26 protein-coding genes and 1 tRNA gene are annotated in these 20,834 nt (G+C 71.2%); 14 read left to right on the top strand and 13 right to left on the bottom strand.

The window, feature by feature from the left end; translation table 11 throughout:
* Positions 1 to 93 precede the first annotated feature (93 nt).
* Positions 94 to 870: a hypothetical protein gene (locus AB0C12_RS37010; RefSeq protein ID WP_360555041.1), complete on the bottom strand. Its 777-nt coding sequence runs from the start codon at positions 868 to 870 to the stop codon at positions 94 to 96.
* A gap of 166 nt (positions 871 to 1,036) precedes the next feature.
* On the bottom strand, positions 1,037 to 1,522 hold the full coding sequence (locus tag AB0C12_RS37015) for a GNAT family N-acetyltransferase (RefSeq protein ID WP_360555043.1): 486 nt from the start codon (positions 1,520 to 1,522) through the stop codon (positions 1,037 to 1,039).
* A 72-nt stretch (positions 1,523 to 1,594) separates the two neighbouring features.
* On the opposite strand from AB0C12_RS37015, the gene AB0C12_RS37020 reads away from it, so the two are divergent.
* Positions 1,595 to 2,218 carry a DUF2238 domain-containing protein gene (locus tag AB0C12_RS37020; RefSeq protein WP_360555044.1) on the top strand — a complete coding sequence of 208 codons (624 nt, stop codon included), beginning with the start codon at positions 1,595 to 1,597 and terminating at the stop codon, positions 2,216 to 2,218.
* On the opposite strand, the gene AB0C12_RS37025 is transcribed toward AB0C12_RS37020, so the two are convergent.
* On the bottom strand, positions 2,199 to 2,666 hold the full coding sequence (locus tag AB0C12_RS37025; RefSeq protein ID WP_360555045.1) for an Lrp/AsnC family transcriptional regulator: 468 nt from the start codon (positions 2,664 to 2,666) through the stop codon (positions 2,199 to 2,201). The two genes, AB0C12_RS37020 and AB0C12_RS37025, sit on opposite strands and share 20 nt — an antisense overlap.
* 71 nt (positions 2,667 to 2,737) lie before the next feature.
* On the opposite strand from AB0C12_RS37025, the gene AB0C12_RS37030 reads away from it, so the two are divergent.
* From AB0C12_RS37030 to AB0C12_RS37050, 5 genes are all read left to right on the top strand, one after another.
* Complete coding sequence (locus tag AB0C12_RS37030; RefSeq protein WP_360555047.1) at positions 2,738 to 3,211, top strand: DUF2000 domain-containing protein; 474 nt, start codon at positions 2,738 to 2,740, stop codon at positions 3,209 to 3,211.
* A gap of 72 nt (positions 3,212 to 3,283) precedes the next feature.
* Complete coding sequence (locus AB0C12_RS37035) at positions 3,284 to 3,652, top strand: DUF2750 domain-containing protein (protein ID WP_360555049.1); 369 nt, start codon at positions 3,284 to 3,286, stop codon at positions 3,650 to 3,652.
* Positions 3,653 to 3,714: 62 nt separating this feature from the next.
* Positions 3,715 to 3,921 carry a Flp family type IVb pilin gene (locus AB0C12_RS37040; RefSeq protein ID WP_360555050.1) on the top strand — a complete coding sequence of 69 codons (207 nt, stop codon included), beginning with the start codon at positions 3,715 to 3,717 and terminating at the stop codon, positions 3,919 to 3,921.
* Positions 3,922 to 4,007: 86 nt separating this feature from the next.
* Entirely contained in the window at positions 4,008 to 4,439 is a 432-nt protein-coding gene (locus AB0C12_RS37045) for a response regulator (protein WP_360555052.1), read from the top strand.
* 41 nt (positions 4,440 to 4,480) lie between these two features.
* Positions 4,481 to 4,831: a PRC-barrel domain-containing protein gene (locus tag AB0C12_RS37050; RefSeq protein ID WP_360555053.1), complete on the top strand. Its 351-nt coding sequence runs from the start codon at positions 4,481 to 4,483 to the stop codon at positions 4,829 to 4,831.
* Here the strand turns inward: AB0C12_RS37050 and AB0C12_RS37055 are convergent.
* Positions 4,782 to 5,771, bottom strand: a complete 990-nt coding sequence (locus tag AB0C12_RS37055; protein WP_360555055.1) for an RNA polymerase subunit sigma-70 — start codon at positions 5,769 to 5,771, stop codon at positions 4,782 to 4,784. The genes AB0C12_RS37050 and AB0C12_RS37055 overlap by 50 nt on opposite strands.
* A gap of 90 nt (positions 5,772 to 5,861) precedes the next feature.
* On the opposite strand from AB0C12_RS37055, the gene AB0C12_RS37060 reads away from it, so the two are divergent.
* Together AB0C12_RS37060 and AB0C12_RS37065 are read left to right on the top strand one after the other, a co-directional pair.
* A complete protein-coding gene (locus AB0C12_RS37060; protein WP_360555057.1) occupies positions 5,862 to 6,233 on the top strand; it encodes a nuclear transport factor 2 family protein in 372 nt (123 codons plus the stop codon).
* Positions 6,234 to 6,254: 21 nt separating this feature from the next.
* Positions 6,255 to 6,620 carry a nuclear transport factor 2 family protein gene (locus tag AB0C12_RS37065; RefSeq protein ID WP_360555058.1) on the top strand — a complete coding sequence of 122 codons (366 nt, stop codon included), beginning with the start codon at positions 6,255 to 6,257 and terminating at the stop codon, positions 6,618 to 6,620.
* Positions 6,621 to 6,627: 7 nt separating this feature from the next.
* Here the strand turns inward: AB0C12_RS37065 and AB0C12_RS37070 are convergent, their stop codons facing one another.
* A complete protein-coding gene (locus AB0C12_RS37070) occupies positions 6,628 to 7,377 on the bottom strand; it encodes an aminoglycoside adenylyltransferase domain-containing protein (protein WP_360555060.1) in 750 nt (249 codons plus the stop codon).
* Positions 7,378 to 7,406: 29 nt separating this feature from the next.
* Between AB0C12_RS37070 and AB0C12_RS37075 the strand changes: the two genes are divergently transcribed.
* Positions 7,407 to 7,673, top strand: coding sequence for a hypothetical protein (locus AB0C12_RS37075; RefSeq protein WP_360555062.1), 267 nt, complete (start codon positions 7,407 to 7,409; stop codon positions 7,671 to 7,673).
* Positions 7,670 to 7,807, top strand: a complete 138-nt coding sequence (locus tag AB0C12_RS37080; protein WP_360555063.1) for a hypothetical protein — start codon at positions 7,670 to 7,672, stop codon at positions 7,805 to 7,807. The genes AB0C12_RS37075 and AB0C12_RS37080 overlap by 4 nt, the downstream gene beginning before the upstream one ends.
* Positions 7,808 to 7,967: 160 nt before the next feature.
* Here AB0C12_RS37080 and AB0C12_RS37085 read toward each other — a convergent pair whose 3' ends face one another.
* From AB0C12_RS37085 to AB0C12_RS37095, 3 genes are all read right to left on the bottom strand, one after another.
* Positions 7,968 to 8,417 carry a hypothetical protein gene (locus tag AB0C12_RS37085; RefSeq protein ID WP_360555065.1) on the bottom strand — a complete coding sequence of 150 codons (450 nt, stop codon included), beginning with the start codon at positions 8,415 to 8,417 and terminating at the stop codon, positions 7,968 to 7,970.
* A 98-nt stretch (positions 8,418 to 8,515) separates the two neighbouring features.
* Positions 8,516 to 9,742 carry an Ig-like domain-containing protein gene (locus AB0C12_RS37090; protein WP_360555405.1) on the bottom strand — a complete coding sequence of 409 codons (1,227 nt, stop codon included), beginning with the start codon at positions 9,740 to 9,742 and terminating at the stop codon, positions 8,516 to 8,518.
* 188 nt (positions 9,743 to 9,930) lie between these two features.
* Positions 9,931 to 11,205, bottom strand: coding sequence for an Ig-like domain-containing protein (locus AB0C12_RS37095; protein WP_360555066.1), 1,275 nt, complete (start codon positions 11,203 to 11,205; stop codon positions 9,931 to 9,933).
* Between the two features lie 156 nt (positions 11,206 to 11,361).
* Between AB0C12_RS37095 and AB0C12_RS37100 the strand changes: the two genes are divergently transcribed.
* From AB0C12_RS37100 to AB0C12_RS37110, 3 genes are all read left to right on the top strand, one after another.
* A tRNA-Lys gene (locus tag AB0C12_RS37100) sits at positions 11,362 to 11,434 on the top strand.
* 302 nt (positions 11,435 to 11,736) lie between these two features.
* Entirely contained in the window at positions 11,737 to 12,321 is a 585-nt protein-coding gene (locus AB0C12_RS37105) for a SigE family RNA polymerase sigma factor (protein ID WP_360555068.1), read from the top strand.
* Entirely contained in the window at positions 12,251 to 13,393 is a 1,143-nt protein-coding gene (locus AB0C12_RS37110) for a hypothetical protein (protein ID WP_360555070.1), read from the top strand. Before AB0C12_RS37105 ends, AB0C12_RS37110 begins: the two co-directional genes overlap by 71 nt.
* A gap of 140 nt (positions 13,394 to 13,533) precedes the next feature.
* Here the strand turns inward: AB0C12_RS37110 and AB0C12_RS37115 are convergent, their stop codons facing one another.
* From AB0C12_RS37115 to AB0C12_RS37135, 5 genes are read right to left on the bottom strand one after another with little or no spacing between them, the layout of a single operon-like run.
* Complete coding sequence (locus AB0C12_RS37115) at positions 13,534 to 14,004, bottom strand: S26 family signal peptidase (protein WP_360555072.1); 471 nt, start codon at positions 14,002 to 14,004, stop codon at positions 13,534 to 13,536.
* Complete coding sequence (locus AB0C12_RS37120) at positions 14,001 to 15,872, bottom strand: ABC transporter ATP-binding protein (RefSeq protein WP_360555074.1); 1,872 nt, start codon at positions 15,870 to 15,872, stop codon at positions 14,001 to 14,003. The genes AB0C12_RS37115 and AB0C12_RS37120 overlap by 4 nt, the downstream gene beginning before the upstream one ends.
* Positions 15,869 to 16,414: a redoxin domain-containing protein gene (locus AB0C12_RS37125; RefSeq protein ID WP_360555075.1), complete on the bottom strand. Its 546-nt coding sequence runs from the start codon at positions 16,412 to 16,414 to the stop codon at positions 15,869 to 15,871. Before AB0C12_RS37125 ends, AB0C12_RS37120 begins: the two co-directional genes overlap by 4 nt.
* A gap of 11 nt (positions 16,415 to 16,425) precedes the next feature.
* Positions 16,426 to 16,977, bottom strand: a complete 552-nt coding sequence (locus tag AB0C12_RS37130; RefSeq protein ID WP_360555077.1) for a MauE/DoxX family redox-associated membrane protein — start codon at positions 16,975 to 16,977, stop codon at positions 16,426 to 16,428.
* A gap of 11 nt (positions 16,978 to 16,988) precedes the next feature.
* Positions 16,989 to 17,231, bottom strand: coding sequence for a hypothetical protein (locus AB0C12_RS37135; protein WP_360555079.1), 243 nt, complete (start codon positions 17,229 to 17,231; stop codon positions 16,989 to 16,991).
* Positions 17,232 to 17,401: 170 nt separating this feature from the next.
* Between AB0C12_RS37135 and AB0C12_RS37140 the strand changes: the two genes are divergently transcribed.
* A complete protein-coding gene (locus AB0C12_RS37140; protein ID WP_360555080.1) occupies positions 17,402 to 20,479 on the top strand; it encodes a tetratricopeptide repeat protein in 3,078 nt (1,025 codons plus the stop codon).
* Positions 20,480 to 20,834 lie beyond the last annotated feature (355 nt).

The raw sequence follows: 20,834 nt of genomic DNA on the forward strand, positions 1-20,834 counted from the left end.
GCCGCCCCCGCCGGTCGCGCGTAATCAGCTCCGGAAGGAAGGAACGCGCGGGTGGCCGTCCGGCCACCCGCGCGTCACTTCAGTGAGCTGGACTCAGCGCTGTCCGCCACCGTGGTTCCAGTTGCCGCCGGTGTTGTTGCCGCCACCGTTGTTGTTGCCGCCGGTGTTGTTGCCGCCACCGTTGTTCGTGTGACCGCCGGTGTGGCCGCCACCGTTGTTGGTGCCGCCACCGTTGTTGGTGCCGCCACCGGTGTTGGTGCCGCCACCCGTGTTCGTGCCGCCACCCGTGTTCGTGCCGCCACCCGTGTTCGTGCCGCCACCCGTGTTCGTGCCGCCACCCGTGTTCGTGCCGCCACCGGTGTTGCCGCCCTGGTGACCGTTGCCGCCCTGGTGACCGTTGCCGCCCTGGTGACCGTTGCCGCCGCCGTGGTTGCCGTTACCGTGGCCGTTGCCGCCACCGATCGGGCCACCGTTGCCCGGGCGGTACGCGACCACCGGCATGGCGATCCCGAAGGACCGGCGCACGGGGCGGTCGAAGCGGCCGCAGTTGTCGTACACGAGGGTGGCGCGCAGCAGCGCCACGCCGGAGCGGTCGAAGTCCGCGTTCACGCGGAACGCGGTGAAGTCGGTGCGCCCCGGGCGCAGCGAGTCGCCCCGCGAGAAGGACGTCGAGCGGGCGTTGCGCGGGTAGTCGACGTCGACGCGCCGGCCGTTCACCCAGACCTGGGCGTCACAGATGCGACGGTCGGTCTGCCAGCGGATGCTGACCCAGGTGTCGGTGTGCGCCCGGACCCGCTGCACGAAGTTGGAGACGGGCTGCGGTCCCCGCGGTGCCGCTTCCGCAGCGGTGGGCGCCACCAGCGACGCCATGCCAACCGAAGCGACGGTGGCGGCCACGAGGGCTCCGATACGCCGAGACTTGTTCATCCCATTCCTCCGAAACTAGTTCGTCGTCAGGCCGAGGGCTGGCCTGACGAAAGAGAGGTTATGGGCGATTTGCGGCCTACTACGGGATTTGGAGGCGTTTCGTGATGAATTATAGCTTTTTAACCATTATGTGGAGGCCCACTAGTCCTTTCGACTGATGATCAAATGCTTCGGGAACGGTGCCGATGATCACGAAGCCCAGCGATTGCCAAAGGTGCACGGCAGCGGCGTTGACCTGCACAACCGCGTTGAACTGGATGCTGTGATAGCCGTTGCCGCGGGCCCACTCGACCACGTGCTCACCCAGCGCCCGGCCCACGCCCCGGCCGTGCCGGCCCGGATCGACCATGAAACTGCCGGTGGCGACGTGCGCGCCGCGGCCCGGCCGGTTGGGCCCCATCTTCGCCGAGCCGAGGATCTCGTCACCCTCCACCGCCACCACGGTGCGGCCGGGTGGCTGCTCCATCCACAACGCCCGGGCCTCGTCGGGGCCGAGCCCGAGCGGGTACGCGTACGTCTCGCCGGCCTCCACGATCTGCGACCAGAACGGATAGATCCGGGGCCAGTCCTGCTCTGTCGCCTCTCTGATCCACATGCGTCGACCCTAGGGCGACTTGAGTTCGCGTACCCAGGTGGCCGGGGCGGTCCCGCTGACAGGATTCCCGGCATGACTGAGGCACGCCGCGAGCCGGCCGTCCTGCTGGGCGCCGGGGTTCTGGCCCTCGCGATCTCCGCGATCCGCCCGTACTCCTACGGCACCTGGCTGCTCGAGGTGCTGCCGGCGCTGATCGCCGTCCCGGTCCTCGTGCTGACCTACCGGCGCTTCCCGCTGACGCCGCTCGCCTACCGGCTGATCCTGGCCCAGGCGCTGATCCTGATGATCGGCGGTCACTGGACCTACGCCCAGGTGCCGGCCGGGGAATGGGTACAGGACCTGTTCTCGCTGGAGCGCAACCCGTACGACCGGCTGGGGCATCTCTTCCAGGGCATCACCCCGGCGATCATCGCCCGCGAGATCCTGCTGCGCCGCACCCCGCTGCGTCCCGGCGGCTGGCTCTTCGCCCTGGTGGTCTGCGTGGTGCTCGGAGTGAGCGCGTGCTGGGAATTCTTCGAGTGGTGGTCGGCCCTGATCGGCGGCAGCGCGGCCGACGACTTCCTCGGCGCGCAGGGCGACGTGTGGGACACCCAGTGGGACATGTTCCTGGCGCTGTGCGGTGCGGTCGTGAGCCAGCTGCTCTTCTCCCGCGTACACGACCGCCAGCTGAGCCGGCTCAGGACGGGACGGGACTGATCCGGTCGTTGCGCAGGTGCTCGTAGACCACGGAGGTGCGCACGTCCGCCACGTGCGCGTGCTCGGTCAGCCGGTCGATGACAAAGGCATAGAGGCTCTCGTTGTCCGGCACCGCCACGTGGATCAGGAAGTCCTCCGAGCCGGTGGTGACGAAGACGCCGAGCGTGTCCGGCAGGGCGGTCACCCAGTTCCGGAAGGCCTCGATGTTCCGCCGCGACGGGGGCCGGATCCGGACCGCGATGAGTGCCTGCACCGGCCGGCCGATCGCGGCCAGGTCGACGGTGAGGCTGGCACCCCGGATGACGCCACGCTCGCGCAGCGCCCGGGTGCGGTCCAGCGCGGTGGTCGGTGAGACCCCGACCGCGGCGGCGATGTCGCGGTTGGTGCGCCGTGCATCGATCTGCAGTTCCCGCAGCAACGCCGTATCAAGTTCGTCCAGATGCGCCATAGCGTCAGCGTAGCCGGATTAAGTACGGATTCCTTGTCACAGACTCGTGCGGATGCCTACCGTTTCTCACTATGAACGGCATTAATCAGGTGGGCTTCGAGCCCGAGGAGATCCGTACCGACGAGCCCACCCGCTCCGCCCGGCTCAAGTGGGTGATCGTCGTCGACGAGGCGCTGCCGGCCGGACGCGCCACCAACGCGGCCGTCTGTGTCGCGGCGGCCACGACCGCGGCGGTGACCGGGCTGCTCGGGCCGGACGCCAAGGACGCCGACGGCTCTGTGCACCCGGGCCTGCCCTGGGCGGGCTGCTCAGTGCTGGGCGCCCCGGTCGCCCGGCTCACCGAGATCCGTACGCGGGCAGCCGACTCGCTGGGCGTCTTCGTCGCCGACATGCCGGTTCAGGGCCAGGCCACCCGGGTGTACGACGAGTACCTGCGCCAGGTCGGGGAGACGACCGGCGCCGAGCTGGCGTACCACGCGGTCAGCCTGGTCGGGCCGCGCAACCGGATCGACAAGCTGGTGCACCGCCTGGGCCTGCTCGCTTGATTTGACCGTTCAAATCACCGGTAAAGCCCCGATACGCGACGATAGGGGTGGTTACCGACAGAGGGAGACGGCATGTCGCTCAGTGCGGCCCATTCGGCGGCGTTCCGCCGGGAGGCGCCCCGGGAGGGCCGGGTCTGGTCGATCCGGGACGCCGCCGGCCATCCGGCTCCGGAGGGTGAGGCCGGCCGGCGGGCCATGCCGTTCTGGTCCAAGCCCTCCCGGGCCGAACGCGTGGTCGGCGCGGTACCGGCGTACCGGGGCTTCGCCGTGGTGGAGATCCCGATGGCCGACTGGCTGGACAGCTGGCTGCCCGGCCTGCGGCGGGACGGGCTGCTGGTCGGGGTGAACTGGGCCGGCGCCCGAGCCACCGGTTTGGACCTGGCACCCGACCGGGTCGCCGCGTGGTTCACCGAGCAGCCCTGGGACCCGCCGAAATCTTGAGTGACTCCCGGCGGGACCGATACGGATGGCGACGCCCGCGGTATTGCTCAAGGAGACCTGCTTTGCTGATCACCCTGCTGCGCGGAATCGTGTGCCGCCGGCCCGGGCAAGGCGCCGACAAGCGTGCCACCGCCGTCGAGTACGCCCTGCTCATCGGCCTGATCGTGGTGATCGTCATCGCCGCCGTCACGCTGCTCGGCGGCGACCTCGGCGCGCCGGCCACCGGAGTCGCGCAGCACGTCGGCGCACTCGCGGACGACGGTTCCTAGGCACGACCGGGCAATCGTCGAGTGCGCCGGTGGCCCCCGAACCCGGCACCCCCTATGCTTGCCGAACTGCAAACAAAGGGGTAGCGGTGCGAAGTCTCGAGATCCTCGTTGTCGACGACGACGATGCCGACGCCCTGATGATCTCGGAGGCGCTCGAAGGCTCCGAGCGGCAGACGACGGTCAACCGGGTGGCGGACGGGCGCGAGGCGCTCGACTACTTGCTGCGCACGGCGCCGTACGAGGACGCCCACCGCCCCGACCTGATCCTGCTGGACCTCAACATGCCCCGCATGGACGGCCGCGAGACGCTGGAAGCGATCAAGACCGACGAGCGGCTGAAGACCATCCCGGTGGTCATCCTGACCACCTCGGGCGCGGCGCCGGACATCGCGTCGAGCTACCAGCACCGGGCGAACGCGTACGTGACCAAGCCGTTCGGGCTGGACGAGTTCGAGGCCACGGTCCGGACGATCGACCGCTTCTACCGCGAAGTGGCGCTGCTCCCGCCGGGCGACTGACCGCCGGTTACCGCGCATCCCCGCGGGGTACGAGCACAGCCATGTCGGACAACACCGCCCCCGAGGACCTCGGGGCCCCGCAGTCATTCCTCGTCCTCGCCGACGGCACGCCGGTCTACGACCGCGCGGGCGACAAGGTCGGCACGGTCGCGCACGTCCTCTCCGACGACCGGGACGAGATCTTCCAGGGCCTGGTCGTGAAGACCGCGCAGGGCCATCGCTACGCCGCCGCGACCCAGATCGACGGCCTCTTCGAACACGGTGTCATCGTGGCGGTCCCCGCGGCCGAGCTGCACGAGCCCACCGAGGAGACGATGGCCAAGGCCGGCGAGGACGACTCCTTCACCGACGGTCTGCGCCGGGCCTGGAACTGGCTCGTCCAGCCGAAGTGACCCCGGCGGCCGCGACGAGTCCGAGGCGGCTCAGCGCGGCGTTGTCGTGGAAGCGGGTCAGCCCGGCGAGGTGCTCCCCGCGTACCGTCAGCGCCAGCAGGCCGGCCGGGCGCGCGACCGTCTCGCCGGGCTCGGCCAGATAGCAGGCGTAAGCCGGCTGGGTGTTGACCTCGGCCGGGACGAGCAGCAGCTGCCGCGACCCCCGCCACGCGTCGCTGGCCCGCAGGAAAGCGCCGATCGCGGCCGGACCCTGATATTCGTGCGGCGCCGGCGGCATGGTCAGCCAGGCGTCGTCGACCAGCAGCCCGACGACCGTGTCCACGTCACCGGCCATGAACGCGTCCGCGAAGCGTCGCGCCAGCCGGCCGTCGTGCGGCGTCGCTCGCCCGTCGCCGACCGCGGAGCGGGCCCGCTGGAGCACGCCCTTCACCACGGTGGGAGTCGTCGCGAGCATCCCGGCGACCTCGGCGACGGGATACCCGAGGACGTCACGCAGGATCAGGACGGCGGCCTGCCGGGGCGGGAGCCGTTGCAGCGCGGTGATGAACGCGAGCTCCACCGCCTCCTTCATGCCGTAACGCGCCTCCGGGCCGGGAGCAGTGTCAGGCAGCTGCTCCAGCAGGGTGTCGGGGCACGGCTGCAACCAGGTCACCGCGTCGCGCCGGGTCGGCTCGGGCGGCTCGAACGGAGGTTCCGGCGCCGCCGGGACACGCCGGGCGGCCGAGCGCCGGAGGTTGAGACAGCGGTTGGTCGCGATCGTGTAAAGCCAGGTGCGCAGCGAGGAGCGGCCCTCGAAGCCCGCCAGCCCCCGCCAGGCCGCCACCAGCGTCTCCTGCAGGGCGTCCTCGGCATCGCTGAGCGACCCGAGCAGCCGGTAGCAGTGCAGAAGCAGCTCACCACGGTACGGCTCGACGAGCTCACCGAAGTCCGTACCGTCCACGTCCGCAGCATCTCATCCCCGGACCGTTCCGATCGTCTCCGCGCCGGTGTCTCAACTAGGGACCGGACACCGAACCGAAGGGGAACCCCGATGCCGGAAGAAGAGAGTGCCGCCCTGCGCGTGGCGCTGGCGTACCACCGGGCCTGGACGAGCAAGGACGTCGAGCTGGCCCTGACCTACGTCGCCGACGATCTCGTCTGCGACGCGCCGGCCGGCCGGATCGACGGCCGCGACGCCTACCGCGACTTTCTCGCGCCGTTCGCGCGCTCGCTGATCAGCACCACCCTGATCGCCGCCTTCGGCGACGAGGACAAAGCCCTGCTGATGTACGACACCAGCTCCGCGCTCGTGGCCAGCGCTCCCGGCGCCGAATGTTTGACCGTGCGGCACGGCCGGATCACCTACAGCCGCTTCATCTTCGACCGCCTCCCCTTCGCCGCCGCGAGGCAGGCCATGGCCTAACGTCAGCGGCAGGAGGTACCGGTGGACGAGAACGAGTTGCGCACGGCGGAACGCCGCCTGCAGGCTGCCCAGCTGGCGTCGGACGGGCCGGCGCTGGACGAACTGCTCGACGACCGGCTGGTCTTCACCGGGCCCGACGGCGCGCTCTACGGCAAACAGGACGACCTGCGGGTGCACCGCACCGGCACGCAGGTGATCGACGCGCTGCACGAGGAGGAACTGACCGTGCTGGTCGCCGGGCGGACCGGGATCACCTGGTTCCTCGGCGACCTGCGCGGCAGCATCAACGGCACGCCGTTCGAGGCCCGGATGCGCTACACCCGCACGTGGGTGCACGACGACGAGCACGGCTGGCGGATCATCGCGGCCCACGCGAGCGTCGTCTGAGCGTTCCTCAGTCGCCGTCGAGCACGACCCGCAGGAAGCCGATCAGGTCGGCCCGCCGGCGCACCGGGTTCCGGTACAGCGCCGGCCCGCCGACCCGGATCCGCCGGGCTTCCCGGATCACCCGGTGCCAGCGTTCGTCGTAGGTTCGCAGGGCGAAATCAGCGGCCTCGGTCTTGGCGGTGACCCGCCCGGCGGCGAGCGTGTGCCGCAGCCGGGCGGCGCCGAGGACACCCCAGGAGGTCGCCCGGGCGCTGAAGCCCACCGGGCCACGCGCGGTGACGTCGCGCCAGCGGGTCCAGTAACCGGCGAGGTTCTGCCGGGTGCTCTCGGCCAGCGCCGGCCAGTCGGTGTGGATGCCGAGCCCGGCCACGCCGGGGCCGCGGACGGCGACCCCGCTCTGGGCGAGCAGGTGCCAGGTCACGAGATGCCGCTCGAAGCGTGACTCCGCCTCGACCTGCCACTCGTGCACCGCGGGCCCGGGCGGGCAGGTGGCGGGATCACGCCGGAGGTCCTCGGCGGTCACGTACAGACCGTCGAAGTACGGCTTGCGGTGGGCTCGCCGCAGGTCGGCGTGCACGGCTCGCAGGGTCGCCACGTCCGGCGTACCGGAGACGACCGCGACGAAGTCGATATCGCTGACGCCGGGCTGATAATCGCCGAGCGCGACCGACCCCTGCAGGTAGAGCCCGTGCACCAGGCCGGGCGCATGCCGGTCGGCCAGCTCCAGGTAGGTCGCGCAGGTGCGCTCGACATTCACCCGCGTCACGGTATCCGTAGGGTGGAAACGTGTGGCGGCAGCGGCGTTTCCGGCTGTTCTCGGCCGGGACGCGATCAGCGCCGCGGGTGGCGCCCTCTCCACCGTGGCGCTTCCGCTGCTCGGGCGCGCTGACCGCGGCCGGGGTGGTGCTGCTGGACGCGCTGTCGTTCCTGGCCGGCGCGCTGCTCACCGTCGTCAACCGGTGGCCGTCGCCGGTCGCGGCGCCGGACCGGCGGGCGTCCCGGCCGGAGCGGGCTGGGCGTGGCTGTGGCGCGACCGCTTCGTGCGGCCGATGACGCTCTACCTGGCGGTCAACAATCTGGCCGCGCAGGCCTTCCGGACCGCGTTGCTGCGGTTCGTGCTCGGCCCGCTGGGACTGCCGGCGGCCGCCGTCGGGGCGTTCGGCGGCGGGTTCCTGCTGGGGCGCTGATCAGCCCGGCCGCGGCGGAGCGGTTCGGGATCGGCCGCGTCGTGGTGACGGCCGCCGCCGGGCGCAGCTTGACCGGCAGCGCAAGCCGCCGGTGAGCCCGCCGCCGGGCTCCCCCGGTGCCAGCTCGGTCGGTCGTCTCCGGGTCCGGGTCGCCGCAGATTCAGCCGACCGTCTCGAGGCCGGAGTCGCCGCAGATCTTGACCAGTTCCGCTGCCGCCGCGCTGACCGCGGCCACCGCGTCCGGTTCGGCGTCGGTGTCATGGGCGCTCACCGCCTTCGTGTACGCCGCCGACAGGGCCTGCGCCGCGTCGGCGACCGGGGCGTCCGCCGTTCCTGAGGCGGCGGTGATGTCGGCGACCACGCCGGGGTTCATCAGTGAGGCGTCGTTGACCGCACGGACGGCCTTGCCGCAGGCGATCGCGCCGGGTGGCTCGTCGACCGGGGCGGCCGAGGGTGCCGGAGCGCTGCTCGCCTGGGCCGGCGGCGTGGGGGCCGACTGCGGCGACGGGCTCGAGCAGGCGGCGATCATGCTTCCGCTGACCAGGCCGGCGGCGATCAGGGTGCCGACGGTCAGGACGGACCGGGCGAAAGCGGGCAGTGATCGTGGCATCGGCTCAGGGTAAGGCCGCTGGGGGCGTACCCCGGGGAAACGGCACGCGGGCCGGTCGGAAACCGACCGGCCCGCGGCACGCGGTTTGTCAGGCGCGCTCAGATGGCGCTGCCCTTTTTGTAGTCTTCCCAGCTCATGTTCCAGTCCGTCCAGCCGTTGCCGTTCTTCAGCTTCTCCTCGGTGCCGCTGACCGTGATCGGGTCGCCGAGCATCGTGCGGGAGAACAGCCACTTGCCCATGGCCATCGAGACGTTGACGCAGCCGTGCGAGACGTTGCGCTTGCCCTGCACGCCCTCGGACCACGGCGCGGCGTGGATGAACTGGCCGCTCCAGGTGATCCGCTGCGCGTAGTCGATCTTGGTCTTGTAACCCTCGCCCTCGGGCAGCTCGTCGGTCGTGTCGAAGACGGTGTGTTCCTTCTTCTCGATCACGACCATCGTGCCGCTGGAGGAGGGGGTGGTCTTCTTGCCCAGGCTGACCGGGATGGTCTTGACGACCTTGCCGTCCTGCGTGACGGTCATCTTCTTGGTCTTGTTGGAGACCGTCATCACGAACGAGCGGCCGACCTTGAGGTCCACGGTCAGGTCGGAGCGGCCGTACCAGCCGTCACCCATCGGCACCCCGGCGAGCTGCACCTTGTAGAAGATCTTGGTGTAGGCCTTCCAGTACGTCTTCGGGCGGTAGTGCACCTCGGTGGGGCTGGTCCAGTGCCAGATGCCCTCCTGGGCCGGCGTCGCCGTCACCGTCATGCGGCGCTGGACGTCGTCGCGGTATTTCTCCGGGACGGCGCGGCCGAAGCGGACGATCATCGGCATGCCGACGCCGACCACGTTGCCGTCGCCGAGGAAGCTCGTCACCCGGACCAGCTTCGACGGCTTGCTCATCACCGTGAACGTGCTGGTGGTGGAGCCGCCCTTGTCACCCGACGGAGTGCCGTTGACCGTCACCGTGTAGGTCTTGCCCCAACCGAGCGCCTTGGCCGGCGTGAAGACCTTCTTGTCCTTGTCGAGGGTGCCCTTGACCTCGGCGCCGTCGGCGTCCTTGACCTCGACGGAGGTGTTCTGGGCATCCTCGGTGTCGTATTTGATCTCGGTGATCGCCTCGACGTCCTTGGCGTCCGCCGCGGGCGAGGTCACCGCCACCGTGCTGAGCGTGGGCTGCGGCGAGGGAGCGCCCGACGCCGAGGTGCCGTCGCCCGGTCCGCCGCCCTGCCAGGAGGGGGTCTCGGCCTTGTCACCGCTGCAACCGGCGGTGACCAGCACAGTCGCGGTCGCCAGAGCCGCCACGGCGACCTGCCACGGCCGTCGCCCGGCCCGGCTGGTCATCCGGAGCGCTCGCGCACCCGTCAACCGTTCTCCACGAAGTCCCATGATCCCTCTCACCGCGCTGTCGTCCCGGCGCCCATCTTCCCCCATGAATGCCGGGCCACCAATCCCGGTTTCGTGCCGCGGCGCCCGGAGGGTGGCGCCGCGCCGCGGGTTCAAGCGACCGGACCCACTTTACGCTTCAAGTTTCAGGCGCCTTCCTGGGCGGCCAGATCGGCCGGCACCGGCAGGGCGCTGCCCTTGATGAATTCCTTCCAGCTCATGTCCCACGCCGTCCAGCCGTTGCCGGCGTCGAGCTTGTCCTCAGTACCCCGAACGGTGATCGGATCACCGATCAGCGTCTTGTCGAAAAGCCAGCGGGCGTTCGACGGGGACACGTTGACACAGCCGTGCGAGACGTTGCGGCGACCCTGCGAGCCGACCGACCACGGCGCGGAGTGGATGTACTGGCCGCTCCAGGTGATGCGCTGGGCGTACTCGATCTCGGTGCGGTAGCCCTCGTTCGGGCCCAGCTCGGCGGTGGTGTCGAAGACGGTGGCCGCCTTCTTCTCCATGACGACCATCGTGCCGCTCGACGAGGGGGTGCTCTTCTTGCCGAGACTGACCGGCATCGTACGGACGGTCTTGCCGTCCTGGACCACGGTCATCTTCTTGGTCTTGTTGTCGACCTTCATGACGAAGCTGCGGCCGATCTTGGCGGTCGCGCCGCGGTCCTGGTCGCCGTACCGGCCGCCTCCGGTCGGCAGACCACCGACGGCGATACGGACCTTGAGCTCGGTGCCGGTCTTCCAGTAGTTCGGTGCGCGGTAGTAGGCCTGGGTGCCGCTCGCGGTCCACGACCAGGCGCCGGGCTGCTCCGGGGACGTCTTGACGAACATCCGCTTCTGAACGGCGGCCCGGTCCTTCTTCTTGATGCCCGGGTTGAACTCGACCACGACCGGCATGGCCACGCCGTAGGTGCGGTCGTCGAAGAGGTAGAGGCCGGTGCCGGTCTTGCGGGCCGGCTTGCCCATGGTGGTGAAGGAGGTGGCGGCGGTCTTGGTGCCACCGGCGGAGTCGACGGCGGTGACCGTGGCGTCGTACTTCTTGTTGGTCTTGAGCGGCTTGCTCGGCACCCAGGCCGAACCGTCGTCGCGCAGCGCCCCGGCCACTGTCTTGCCGGAAGCGTCCTTGAGTGCGACGGTCGTCACCTTGCCGCCGGTGACCTTGAAACCGATCTCGGCGCTGACCGGTACGTCCTTCTTGCCCGTGGCCGGAGTCACAGTCAGGGAGACCGCCGTGGCCGCACCGGACTCGGCGACACCCGACTCAGGCACCCCGCCGGAGGCGGCGGCGGAAGGAGAAGAGCCGACCCAGGCAGCGGGGGTGGTCTTGTCCTCATCACCACTGCAAGCAGCCAGCGCCAGCGGCGTCACCACCGCCAACGCCACAACCGCCACGAGCGAGCGCCGCATGCTGACCATCCTTGATCCTCGATCCCACGTTCCGCGGGCACATCCTGCCTTACCCGCGCAACGCCAGGGGTCATCCCGACGGTGGGACTCGCCAAGACGATCATGCGGGGGTGCCGATTTCAGGCTCCCGGGAAGCCCGTGTTAATGTTTCTGCGTTGTCAGCGAGCGCCGCTAGCTCAACTGGCAGAGCAGCGGACTCTTAATCCGCGGGTTGTAGGTTCAAGTCCTACGCGGCGCACAGTTGATCAAGGCTCTGGCCTGGCGTTCTACGCCTGGTCAGGGCCTTTTCCTTTGGCCCCGAGCAGGCTGGGCTCCCCCTCCGCAACGACGTTTTCCCGCCCGCCGGCGGAAATTCGTGCACGCTCGGGGCAGGGGCGAAAGCCCGGCCGACCGCCGGCAGACGGACGCGGACCGCGCCCTTCCGCTGACCTCACCGTGGCAGGTGCGCGCCCCGACCGGCATCTCCGCAGAATTTTGCCGCACCGTGCAACCGTTCCATGTCCGTCGCGCCTCTTACCGCGACGAAGGGAGTCGAACGTAGTGGATGCCGAGGACGCGGAGAGTTTCCACGAGTTCGTCCGCATCAATTTCGAGCGGTTGCGCTCGCTCGCGTACGTGACCTGCGGCGACTGGCAGGCGGCCGAGGATGCGGTGGCCAAGACGCTCGCGAAGCTCTATCTGCGCTGGAAAAAGGTCGCCGCCCCGGGCGCCTACGCCCGCACGATGGTGGTCCGCGCAGCCATCAATGAGAAGAGGCGCCCGTGGCGGCGGGAGCGGTCGTCCGGCGACACCATGCCCGACGTGGCGCTGCCCGATCACGCCGGTGATGTCGATGAACGGCTGCGGTTACGGGCCGCCCTGGGCCGGGTGCCCGTCCGGCAACGCGCCGTGCTCGTCCTGAGGTTCCTCGAGGGCCTCAGCGTCGAGGAGACCGCCGAGGTCCTGAAGTGCCGGCCGGGCACCGTCAAGAGCCAGTCCGCGCGCGGGCTGGCCACCCTGCGGACCGTGCTGGCCGCCGATGACATCACCCTGTATGACGAGGAAGGGCAGAACAGTGTCGTACCACATCGAGGACGTCTTGAAGTCGGTGGCCGAAGCGCCGCCGCCGCCGCACACGACCACTGACGACATCATCACCCGCGCCCGCCGGCGGCGAGCCGGCCGCGGCGTCGCGATGGGCGGTGCCCTCGTGGCGTGCGTCGCGGTCGCCGTGACGGTGCTGCCGCGTCTCGGGCCGGCCGGCACGGACGGGACCATGCCGGCGGCGCAGCCGACCGCACCGATGGCCTCGTTCTCGGCGCCTCCCGCCGCGCCGACCGGTGCGCCGCTACCGGTCGAGAGGATCGACTTCCGGACGAATCTCGGCGCGTACCGGGTGGGCGCCTTCCAGATCGGCCCGGCCACCACGGTGACCGAGGGATACACCGAGCTACCCGTCTACCACGACGGATCGACCTGGGAGAACGAGCTCGGCGAGAAGTTCCCGCTGACAGTGGGCACGATCACGGTCTACCGCGAGGACGTGTACGACCCGAGCACGTTCGGCGGTGTCGGCGACGCCAGCCTCACCATCGGTGACCAGTATCCGGCGACCGTCGGCGGCCGGGACGCCATCGGCCGGGACTGGACCTACGGTTCACCGGTGGAGGCCACGAAGAAGCAGACCGTGGCCGCCCTGGCGTGGCAGTGGGCCGACAATTCCTGGGCCACCTTCCTGCCCAGCTACGGCGGTCCGAGCATGTCGCGTGCCCAGGTGGCCACGATTGCGGCTCGATTGACCACGACGGCCGAGCGGGACCTGAAGGTGCCGTACCGGCTCGGCTATCTGCCGAAGGGCTGGCAGGCCGTTTCGGTGCAGCAGATCGAGGCGAAGTACGGCATGTCCGAGTCGGTGGTCTTCCTCCACCAGGGTCCCCTGACCGACCCGGCCACCCGGGTCGACGCGGTCCTGCCCGGCCACCTGGTGATCGGCGTGATGCGGAAGCCGAAGCCCGGTGAGAAGAACGAGCACAGCACCGAGCCCGGCGTGCAGTGCGTTCCCGGCCAGCAGACCTGCTCGGTGATTCACGGCGACTACCTCGTCACCTTCGGCGGCTACGGCAACGTCCTGTCAGAAAGCCAGATCCGTCAGATCGCCGGCGAGCTGGACCTGCGCAATCCCGCCGACCCGAGCAGCTGGGTGAAGGTCGACTTCTGATCTGACCAGCGCAGGCGAGTATCCGGTCACCGACTCATTCGGTGACCGGATACCGTTTCCGCGTCCCACGGCGTCCGGCCGGCGCCCGTTGTGACCGGTCGGCAGAAGCCCGGTCCTGGTGGACCGATGCGCGGCCGGCCTCAGCGACCCGGCCGCACGACCACGCCGAGGACCCGGTCACACGCGATGAAGCCGAACCGGCGGGAATCGTTGCGATAGCCGGGGTTGTCACTCACGACCGTGAAGGTGCGCGGCGGGACGCGGCCGTCCCCGGTGGCGCACCGGGCGGGCAGGTCGGCCGGCACCGGATCGCCGGCCACCGCGGTGCACCGCTTGACCATCCACACCCGACTCTCCGCCGGGTCGGCCGCCGGAGCGGCACGGTAGGAACCGTCACCGCCGTCAGGATGCTCCACGACGACGATCTGACCGGGCCGCACCGCGGTTCCGCGGACCCGCCGGACCAGCAGCCGGTCCCCGTCCTCCATCGTCGGTGCCATGCTGCGCCCCAGCACGGTCACCACGACCCACCGCCGCCGCGCGACGACGAGTACGACGCCGGCGGCCGCACAGCCCAGTGCTGCCCCGCCCACCACGCCACGGGTGGTCACCGGGCCACCGCCGTCCGGTCCGGTCGGGCGGGCGGCTCGCCGCCGTCGGCGTAGCCGCGCGCCTGCGTCGTGAACAGGCCGGCGTAGATCCCGGCCGAGCCGATCAGCGAGCCGTGATCACCGGTCTCGACGACCCGGCCACCGGCGAGCACCACGATCAGGTCCGCGTCGCGTACCGTGCTGAGCCGGTGCGAGACCAGCACGGTGGTCCGCCCCGCGCGGTGGCGGGCCAGCCGCTCGTGCAGGTCGTACTCCGCACCGGCGTCCAGGCCGGAACTGGGCTCGTCGAGGATCAACAGGTCCGGGTTCTCCCGCAGCAGGGAACGGGCCAGTGCCACCCCCTGCCACTGGCCTCCGGACAGGGTCACACCGGTGCCGGCGTCGTCAGCGGCGGCGAAGACCCGGCTCAGCGTCGTGCCGTAGCCGCGGGGTAGCCGGGTGACCGCGTCGTGCACCCCGGCGAGGTCGGCGGCGGTGGCCACCCGCCGGCCGTCCTCCGCGGAGTCCACCGGCGCCAGCGCGACGTTCTCCGCCACCGTCAGGTCGTACTGCATGAAGTCCTGGAAGACCGCGCTGATCCGGGCCCGTACCAGGTCGACGGGCAGGTCGCGCAGATCGACGCCGTCCCACAGCACCGCCCCCCGGGTCGGGTCGTAGAACCGGCACAGCAGCTTGACCAGCGTGCTCTTGCCCGAGCCGTTGCGTCCCACGAGGGCGACCGTCCGGCCGTACGGGATCACCATGTTCACGCCGCGCAGTACCCACGGGCGGTCCGGGCCGTACCGGAACCAGACGTCGCGCAGCTCGATGCCGGTACGCAGTCCCGGCACCGCCGCCACCGGCCCGCCCGCCGGTGCGGCGGCACCGAGCCGCAGCACACCGAGGTAGTGCTCGAAGAGCAGCAGCGACTGGTGCATGCGGGCAGCCGACGCGATCGCCATCGCCAGTGCCGACTGCACCCCGGCCACCGACGCGAGGAAGATGGTGACGTCCCCGGCGGTCAGGCGCCCGCTCGTCGCCGCGTCGACGGCCCACATCAGCCCCGCACCGGAGACGATCGCGGCCGCCGCCGCGAGCGCGCCCTGCACCAGCAGGGTCCGCCGGTCCAGGTGCTCCTCGATGGCGTCGACCGCCTGCCGTTCGGTTCGCATCCGGCCGCGCAGGAAGTCACCCGCGCCGAAGAGGCGGATCTCGCGGGCGGCCCGTACGTCGGTCAACATGCCGGCGTAGAACATCTCCCGCCGCTGGCGCGGGCTGATCTCCCAGTACGCCCGGCCCTGGCGCCGGGACAGCCACAGGTGGGCGGCGAGCGCGGGCACGCCGGTGCCGAGCAGGGCGGCCATCATGAACGGGCTGACCGTCGCCAGGGACACCACGAACCCCAGCGACACCACGACCGCGCCGGCCAGCCCCAGCGCGCCCTCCAGCACCTGGGTGGGGCTGCTGCCCGCCTGCTGGGCCAGGCTGACCCGGTCGAGGAAGCGCGGATCCTCGAACGGTTCCAGTCCGGGCAGCCGGTTGACCGCCGCGTAGAGCCGGTCCTGCGCGAGCAGGCCCACCCGCCGGCCCAACCGTCCCTGCAGGTACCGGACGATCAGCGGAAGGGCGACAGCCGTCCCCGCCGTCACGGCCAGCCCGACGGCCAGCCCGAGCACGGTCGCCGCGGCGACCGGCTGCCGGGTGAGGCTGTCCAGGACCAGTTTGAGAAGCCAGGCGGAGGACACCGGCACCACCGCGCCGACGACCGTCACCAACACGTACCCCAGCAGGGACCCGCGGGCCGCCCCCCACGCCAGGCCGAACGTGCCGGTCAGGCCGCGCAGGGTGGTACGGGTCGTGGGCCCGCCCGCGACGCCGCCCACCGTCATGCGGACTGCGTCACGGGCAGCTGGCCCGGCCGGTACGCGGCCCCGAGCACCGTCCCGGAGCCGTCGACCAGGAAGTAGGAGGGGTACCCGTGCACCTGGAAGGCCCGGCACATCGGGCCGTCCGGCAGCTCGATCACCACCCGGGCGACCCGGGACAGCCGGTCCAGCAGGGGTGTCGCCTCCTCGCTCGTCCCCACGACGACGGCGAGGACCTGCTCGCGGCCTCCGGCCACGTTCTCGGCGAGCTCGATGAACGCGGGCATGTGTTCCTCGCAGGGGGCACAGCCCGGCTTGACGAACGCGACGAGCTGTTCGCCGGCGGTGTCGCCCCGGGTGACCGGCGCTCCGTCGACGGCAGTGGCCCGGTACGCGCCGACCTGTTCGCCGGCCGGCATCAGGTCGAGATCCCCGGCGTGGGCCCCGGCCCCACCGGCCAGCAGGGCACTGTGTTCGCGCAGCCGTTTCACCACGCCGAGAACCAGGAGGAGATTGAGACAGGACAGCGCGCCGACGAACACCACGGCGGAAACGACGTACGGCATGGTGATCCCTTTCAGATCGATGACGGGTGCACAGCGTCCGGTGTCCGTGCTGGACCGGAGAACAGATCAGCGAGGTCGTCGAAGCGGACGGCCAGTGCCGCGAGAACGAGGCCGGCCGCGACAGCGATGGCGATGCCACCGGGCTGGGCGTCCGGCCGGCCGGACGGATTCAGCGCGGCGACGGCGGCGACCACGAGGAGCAGACCGTTGCGCAGGAGGTGGCGCCGGCGCAGCGGCCTCTCCGCACCACCGAAGCAACGGCAGGCGGCCCCGGTCCGGCGGACCAGCGCCCAGGCGACACCGGCCGTCAACACGCCGAGCAGTGCCACCGCGGCCACCGATCCGGGCCGGGCGGTGGCGCCCCGGGCCAGCAGCACGGGGACCGCCGCCTCGGCCGCCGCCAGTGCGACGGCGACCGGCCACAACGTGGTGGTGGGCAGCATCCGCAGAGCCCGCAACGACTCCACGTACCCGGCGAAGGCGGACCGGCTCCGCAGCTTCCCGGCGGCAGCCGCCAGGAACACCACGCCGAGCACGACGCGGCAGGCCACCCAGACGTACATGGGCCGTCCTCTCAGCAGACGCGGAGGTTGATCCACTGCTGGCGGTAGACGAAACAACCCTCGAACGTCTCGGCGTAGCAGGTGTACAGGCACTGCATGAAGCCGCCGCTGCAGCGGTACTGGACGCAGCAGCAGGTGCCGCAGCAGGCCGCGTGCGCCTCGGCGCGGGGGACGAACCGGCTGAGCAGCCGGTCACCCATCCCCGCCAGGGAGCGCACCCGGTGATGGGTGGCGATCCGATCGATCTTCGACATTCCTCCTCCTTCGACGTCGCGGTGTCCGGTGGCGGACTGAGGACTGCACACCGGTCCGTGATTGCCCTTGAATGCACATGCTCGGTCGCGCCGCCTTACCGATCGCTTACCGCAGCTGTCCGATCGGGACGGTGCCGGCCGCATTACTCACCTTGTGACGGGGGTTCCAGGTGAATGATCAGCGGCGTCTGCGGTTCGGCGTGCTCGGACCGTTACTGGTGGAGGACGACGGGAAGCCGGTGGCCCTGCCGCATTCGGCGGTGTTGCGAGGTCTGCTCGGGGTGCTGCTCGTCGCCGGGGACGAGCTGTTGCCCACGGACCGGCTGGCCCACCTGGTGTGGCCGGACACGCCGGACGGGGTACGGCCGGGCTCGGTCCATGTCGGGATCTCCCGGCTGCGGCGGTGGCTCGACGGGCTGCCCGCGTGTGCGGCCGGTGAGCCGGTGCGGCTGAACCGCTCGCCCGGCGGATACCGCCTGCAGGTCCGACCGGGGGCGGTGGATCTGGCGTGTTTCCGCGAGCTGGTCGCCCGGGCCGAGCGGGCCGGCGACGACAGCCGGTACGAATTGCTGCGGACCGCCCTCGAACTGTGCCGCGGGCCGGTCCTGGCCGACCTTCCGGACCTGCCGGCGAACGATCCGCTCCTGCGCCGGGTCCGCGCGGACGTCCGTGCGGCCGGCCTGGCCCTCGCCGAGGCGGCGACGGCCGGCGGGCGCGGGCGGTTGGCGGTCGACTGGCTGGAGGACCATGTCCGCCGGGAACCGCTCGACGAGCCGGCGCAAGCCCGGTTGATCACCGTACTGGCCGCGTGCCACCGTCCCGCGGAGGCGCTGACCCGGTACGAGCACCTGCGTACCCGGCTGGCCGACGAGCTGGGCGTCAGCCCCAGTGACGAGGTGCAGCGGGCGTACCTGGACTTGCTCGCCGGAGACCGCGACGTCACCGCCGCGGGCGGATCGCCGGCGCCGCCCCGCCCGGGTCAGCTGCCGCCCGACGTTGCCGACTTCACCGGGCGTGACGAGCAGCTCGCCCGGATCCTCGCGATCTGCTCGGACGCCGACAGGTCGCCGACCGCGGTCCGGATCGTGGGGATCACCGGGCGGGCCGGGGTCGGCAAGACGGCCCTGGCCATCCGCGCCGGTCACCTGCTGAGCGCCGCGTTCCCCGACGGTCAGCTCTATGTCGACCTGCACGGCAACGAGGCCGAGCCGGCCGACCCGGCCGAGGTGCTGGCCCGGTTTCTGCGGGCGCTGGGCATGGACGGATCCGCCGTACCGCAACGCCTCGACGAGCGTGCCGAGCTCTACCGCGGCGAGCTGGCGCAGCGACGGATGCTCGTCGTCCTCGACAACGCCGCCGGGACGGGACAGGTACGGCGGTTGCTCCCCGGCAGCCCGTCCTGCGCCGTCCTGGCGACCGGGCGCCGCCAGCTCACCGGGCTCAGCGCCCGGTGTGTCCGGCTCGATGTGCTGGACCATGCGGTCGGTCTCGACATGCTCCGGGTCCTCGTGGGGGCGCAGCGGGTGACCGCCGAGCCGGGCGCGGCGGACGAGATCATCCGGTTGTGCGGGGCGCTCCCGCTCGCCATCCGGATCGCGGGCGGGCGGCTGGCGCGACTCCCGCACCGGTCACTGCGCTGGCTCGCCGACCGCCTCGCCGACGACCGACGGCGGCTCAACGAACTGCGCCTTGAGGATCTGGAGGTACGGGCCAGCCTGGAGTTGTCCTACCGCAGGCTGAGCCGGTCGGCGGCCCTGCTGTTCCGTTGCCTCGGCGCGCTGCAGGCACCGGAAGTGCCGGGCTGGGCCTGCGCCGAGATGCTCGACGTGGCGCCCGAGTCCGCCGAGGACGCCGTCGACGAGCTCGTCGACACCAACCTGGTCGACGTCACCGCCGCGGATCCGCTGGGACAGCGCCGCTACCGCCTGCACGATCTGGTGCGGATCTACGCACGTGAGCAGGCCGGCGCGCCGGGAGGTGACGAGGAGCTACGCACGACGCTGCTGCGCGCACTCACCGGTTGGTACGTCCGGGCCCGCCAGGCCGATCACGCGCTCGATCACCGGCTGCCCCGGCCGGCGGCGGCCGAGCCGGCGGTCATGCGGGATCTCGACGACAGCCGCGTACCGGACTCCGGACAGCGGACCGACCCGCTCGCCTGGTTCGAAGCCGAACGCACCGCCCTGGTGGCCGCCGTTCAGCAAGCTCACCACGTGGGCGCGGACGGCCTCAGCTGGGATCTGGCCAGCCGGCTGACCGGCTTCTTCGAGAACCGCAGTCACAACGATGACTGGCACAACACGCACCGTACGGCCCTGATCGCCGCCCGCCGTGACGGTGCCGCCGCGGGAGAGGCGCTCATCCTGCACCGGCTCGGCGAACTGCACGCCAACAAGGACGAGTACGACGAGGCGCTCGCGTGTTTCACCCGGGCCCAGGGCATCCTCGCCCGCGTCGGCGACCGGCTGGCCGAGGCCCACGTCCTGCGCAGCGCCGGCGTGGCGCAGCGCATGGTCGGCCAGATCGACGAGGCCCGCCGGAGCCTCGACACCGCTCTGGCCACGTTCGTCGCGCACGACGACCGGATCGGCATCGCCGGCGCGCAGCACGGCCTGGGTGCGATCCACCGCGAGCAGGGCCGCCTGGACGCGGCCGCGGCCAGCTACCGGCACGCGCTGACGCTGTTGGAAGACCTCGGCGACCGGCTCACCGAGGCGTTGGTGGCGTGCAGCCTGGGCGTGGTCTACAGGCTGTCCGGTCGAACCGCGGAGGCGGATGCCAGCCTGCTCCGCAGCCTGGAACTGAGCCGCAGTGTCGGGCACCGGCCCACCGAGGCGTACGCCCTGTGTTACCTAGGGGAGCTGCGGAGCGAACAGGGCGACACCGACGTCGCGGGCACCTTGCTCGACGCCTCGCGTGCGCTGTGCGAGGAGATCGGCGAACGGTTCGGTCTCGCGCTCGCCTGGCGGGCCATCGGCACCCTGCACCGCAGCACCGGCGATCTGACCGCCGGTCTCGAGGACCTGAACCGCGCACTGCGGATCTGGACCGAACTCGACCTGCCCATCTGGCGCGCGCGGACGTTGGAGACGATCGGCGACATCCGGGCCGGGCAGGGCCGGTCCGAGCAGGCCAACGCGGACTGGCGGTCGGCACTGGAGATCTACCGGTCGCTCCGGGCCCCCGAGGCCGCGCCGCTCGCCCACCGGATCGGGCTCACCGGCCGCGTGCCCACGATGCGCGAATAGCGGTCGTTCGACCCCGGGCGGCGCGGTCGCGCGACCCGGTGCGGCGCGGCATGGCCGGAAACCGCCGGTCGGCCCTTCCGAATTGCCGGTCCTGAATTGGACGGTGCCGTTTGTCGGGCCGGACCCCGCGGCTCCCCGTCCGCGGGAAACCCGCCCTGGCCAGGAAGTTCGTTCCCGGCACCGAACGGCGCGGCGCAGCTGGCCGGTCGGCGGACCAACGGGGGTTTGCGGGGGTAGACGAAAGGGTGAATGCCGCGTGTTAAGTCACGTAAACCGCATTTCACCGCAGAATGGTGCGAGATGGGAAGCAACCGGTCACGACTCCTCCGTTCGATGCCCGCGATGCTCGTTGCCC

Origin of the sequence: Actinoplanes sp. NPDC048967, from assembly GCF_040649415.1 — a bacterium.
In the GTDB taxonomy this organism is placed as follows: Bacteria; Actinomycetota; Actinomycetes; order Mycobacteriales; family Micromonosporaceae; genus Actinoplanes.

Excerpts from the sequence above, each read along its gene's own strand:
- AB0C12_RS37130 (WP_360555077.1), bottom strand. The coding sequence starts at position 16,977 with ATGTACGTCTGGGTGGCCTGCCGCGTCGTGCTCGGCGTGGTGTTCCTG.
- AB0C12_RS37020 (WP_360555044.1), top strand. The coding sequence starts at position 1,595 with ATGACTGAGGCACGCCGCGAGCCGGCCGTCCTGCTGGGCGCCGGGGTT.
- AB0C12_RS37060 (WP_360555057.1), top strand. The coding sequence starts at position 5,862 with ATGCCGGAAGAAGAGAGTGCCGCCCTGCGCGTGGCGCTGGCGTACCAC.
- AB0C12_RS37135 (WP_360555079.1), bottom strand. The coding sequence starts at position 17,231 with ATGTCGAAGATCGATCGGATCGCCACCCATCACCGGGTGCGCTCCCTG.
- AB0C12_RS37085 (WP_360555065.1), bottom strand. The coding sequence starts at position 8,417 with ATGCCACGATCACTGCCCGCTTTCGCCCGGTCCGTCCTGACCGTCGGC.
- AB0C12_RS37050 (WP_360555053.1), top strand. The coding sequence starts at position 4,481 with ATGTCGGACAACACCGCCCCCGAGGACCTCGGGGCCCCGCAGTCATTC.
- AB0C12_RS37090 (WP_360555405.1), bottom strand. The coding sequence starts at position 9,742 with ATGACCAGCCGGGCCGGGCGACGGCCGTGGCAGGTCGCCGTGGCGGCT.
- AB0C12_RS37035 (WP_360555049.1), top strand. The coding sequence starts at position 3,284 with ATGTCGCTCAGTGCGGCCCATTCGGCGGCGTTCCGCCGGGAGGCGCCC.
- AB0C12_RS37125 (WP_360555075.1), bottom strand. The coding sequence starts at position 16,414 with ATGCCGTACGTCGTTTCCGCCGTGGTGTTCGTCGGCGCGCTGTCCTGT.
- AB0C12_RS37010 (WP_360555041.1), bottom strand. The coding sequence starts at position 870 with ATGGCGTCGCTGGTGGCGCCCACCGCTGCGGAAGCGGCACCGCGGGGA.
- AB0C12_RS37120 (WP_360555074.1), bottom strand. The coding sequence starts at position 15,872 with ATGACGGTGGGCGGCGTCGCGGGCGGGCCCACGACCCGTACCACCCTG.
- AB0C12_RS37015 (WP_360555043.1), bottom strand. The coding sequence starts at position 1,522 with ATGTGGATCAGAGAGGCGACAGAGCAGGACTGGCCCCGGATCTATCCG.
- AB0C12_RS37030 (WP_360555047.1), top strand. The coding sequence starts at position 2,738 with ATGAACGGCATTAATCAGGTGGGCTTCGAGCCCGAGGAGATCCGTACC.
- AB0C12_RS37095 (WP_360555066.1), bottom strand. The coding sequence starts at position 11,205 with ATGGTCAGCATGCGGCGCTCGCTCGTGGCGGTTGTGGCGTTGGCGGTG.
- AB0C12_RS37025 (WP_360555045.1), bottom strand. The coding sequence starts at position 2,666 with ATGGCGCATCTGGACGAACTTGATACGGCGTTGCTGCGGGAACTGCAG.
- AB0C12_RS37080 (WP_360555063.1), top strand. The coding sequence starts at position 7,670 with ATGACGCTCTACCTGGCGGTCAACAATCTGGCCGCGCAGGCCTTCCGG.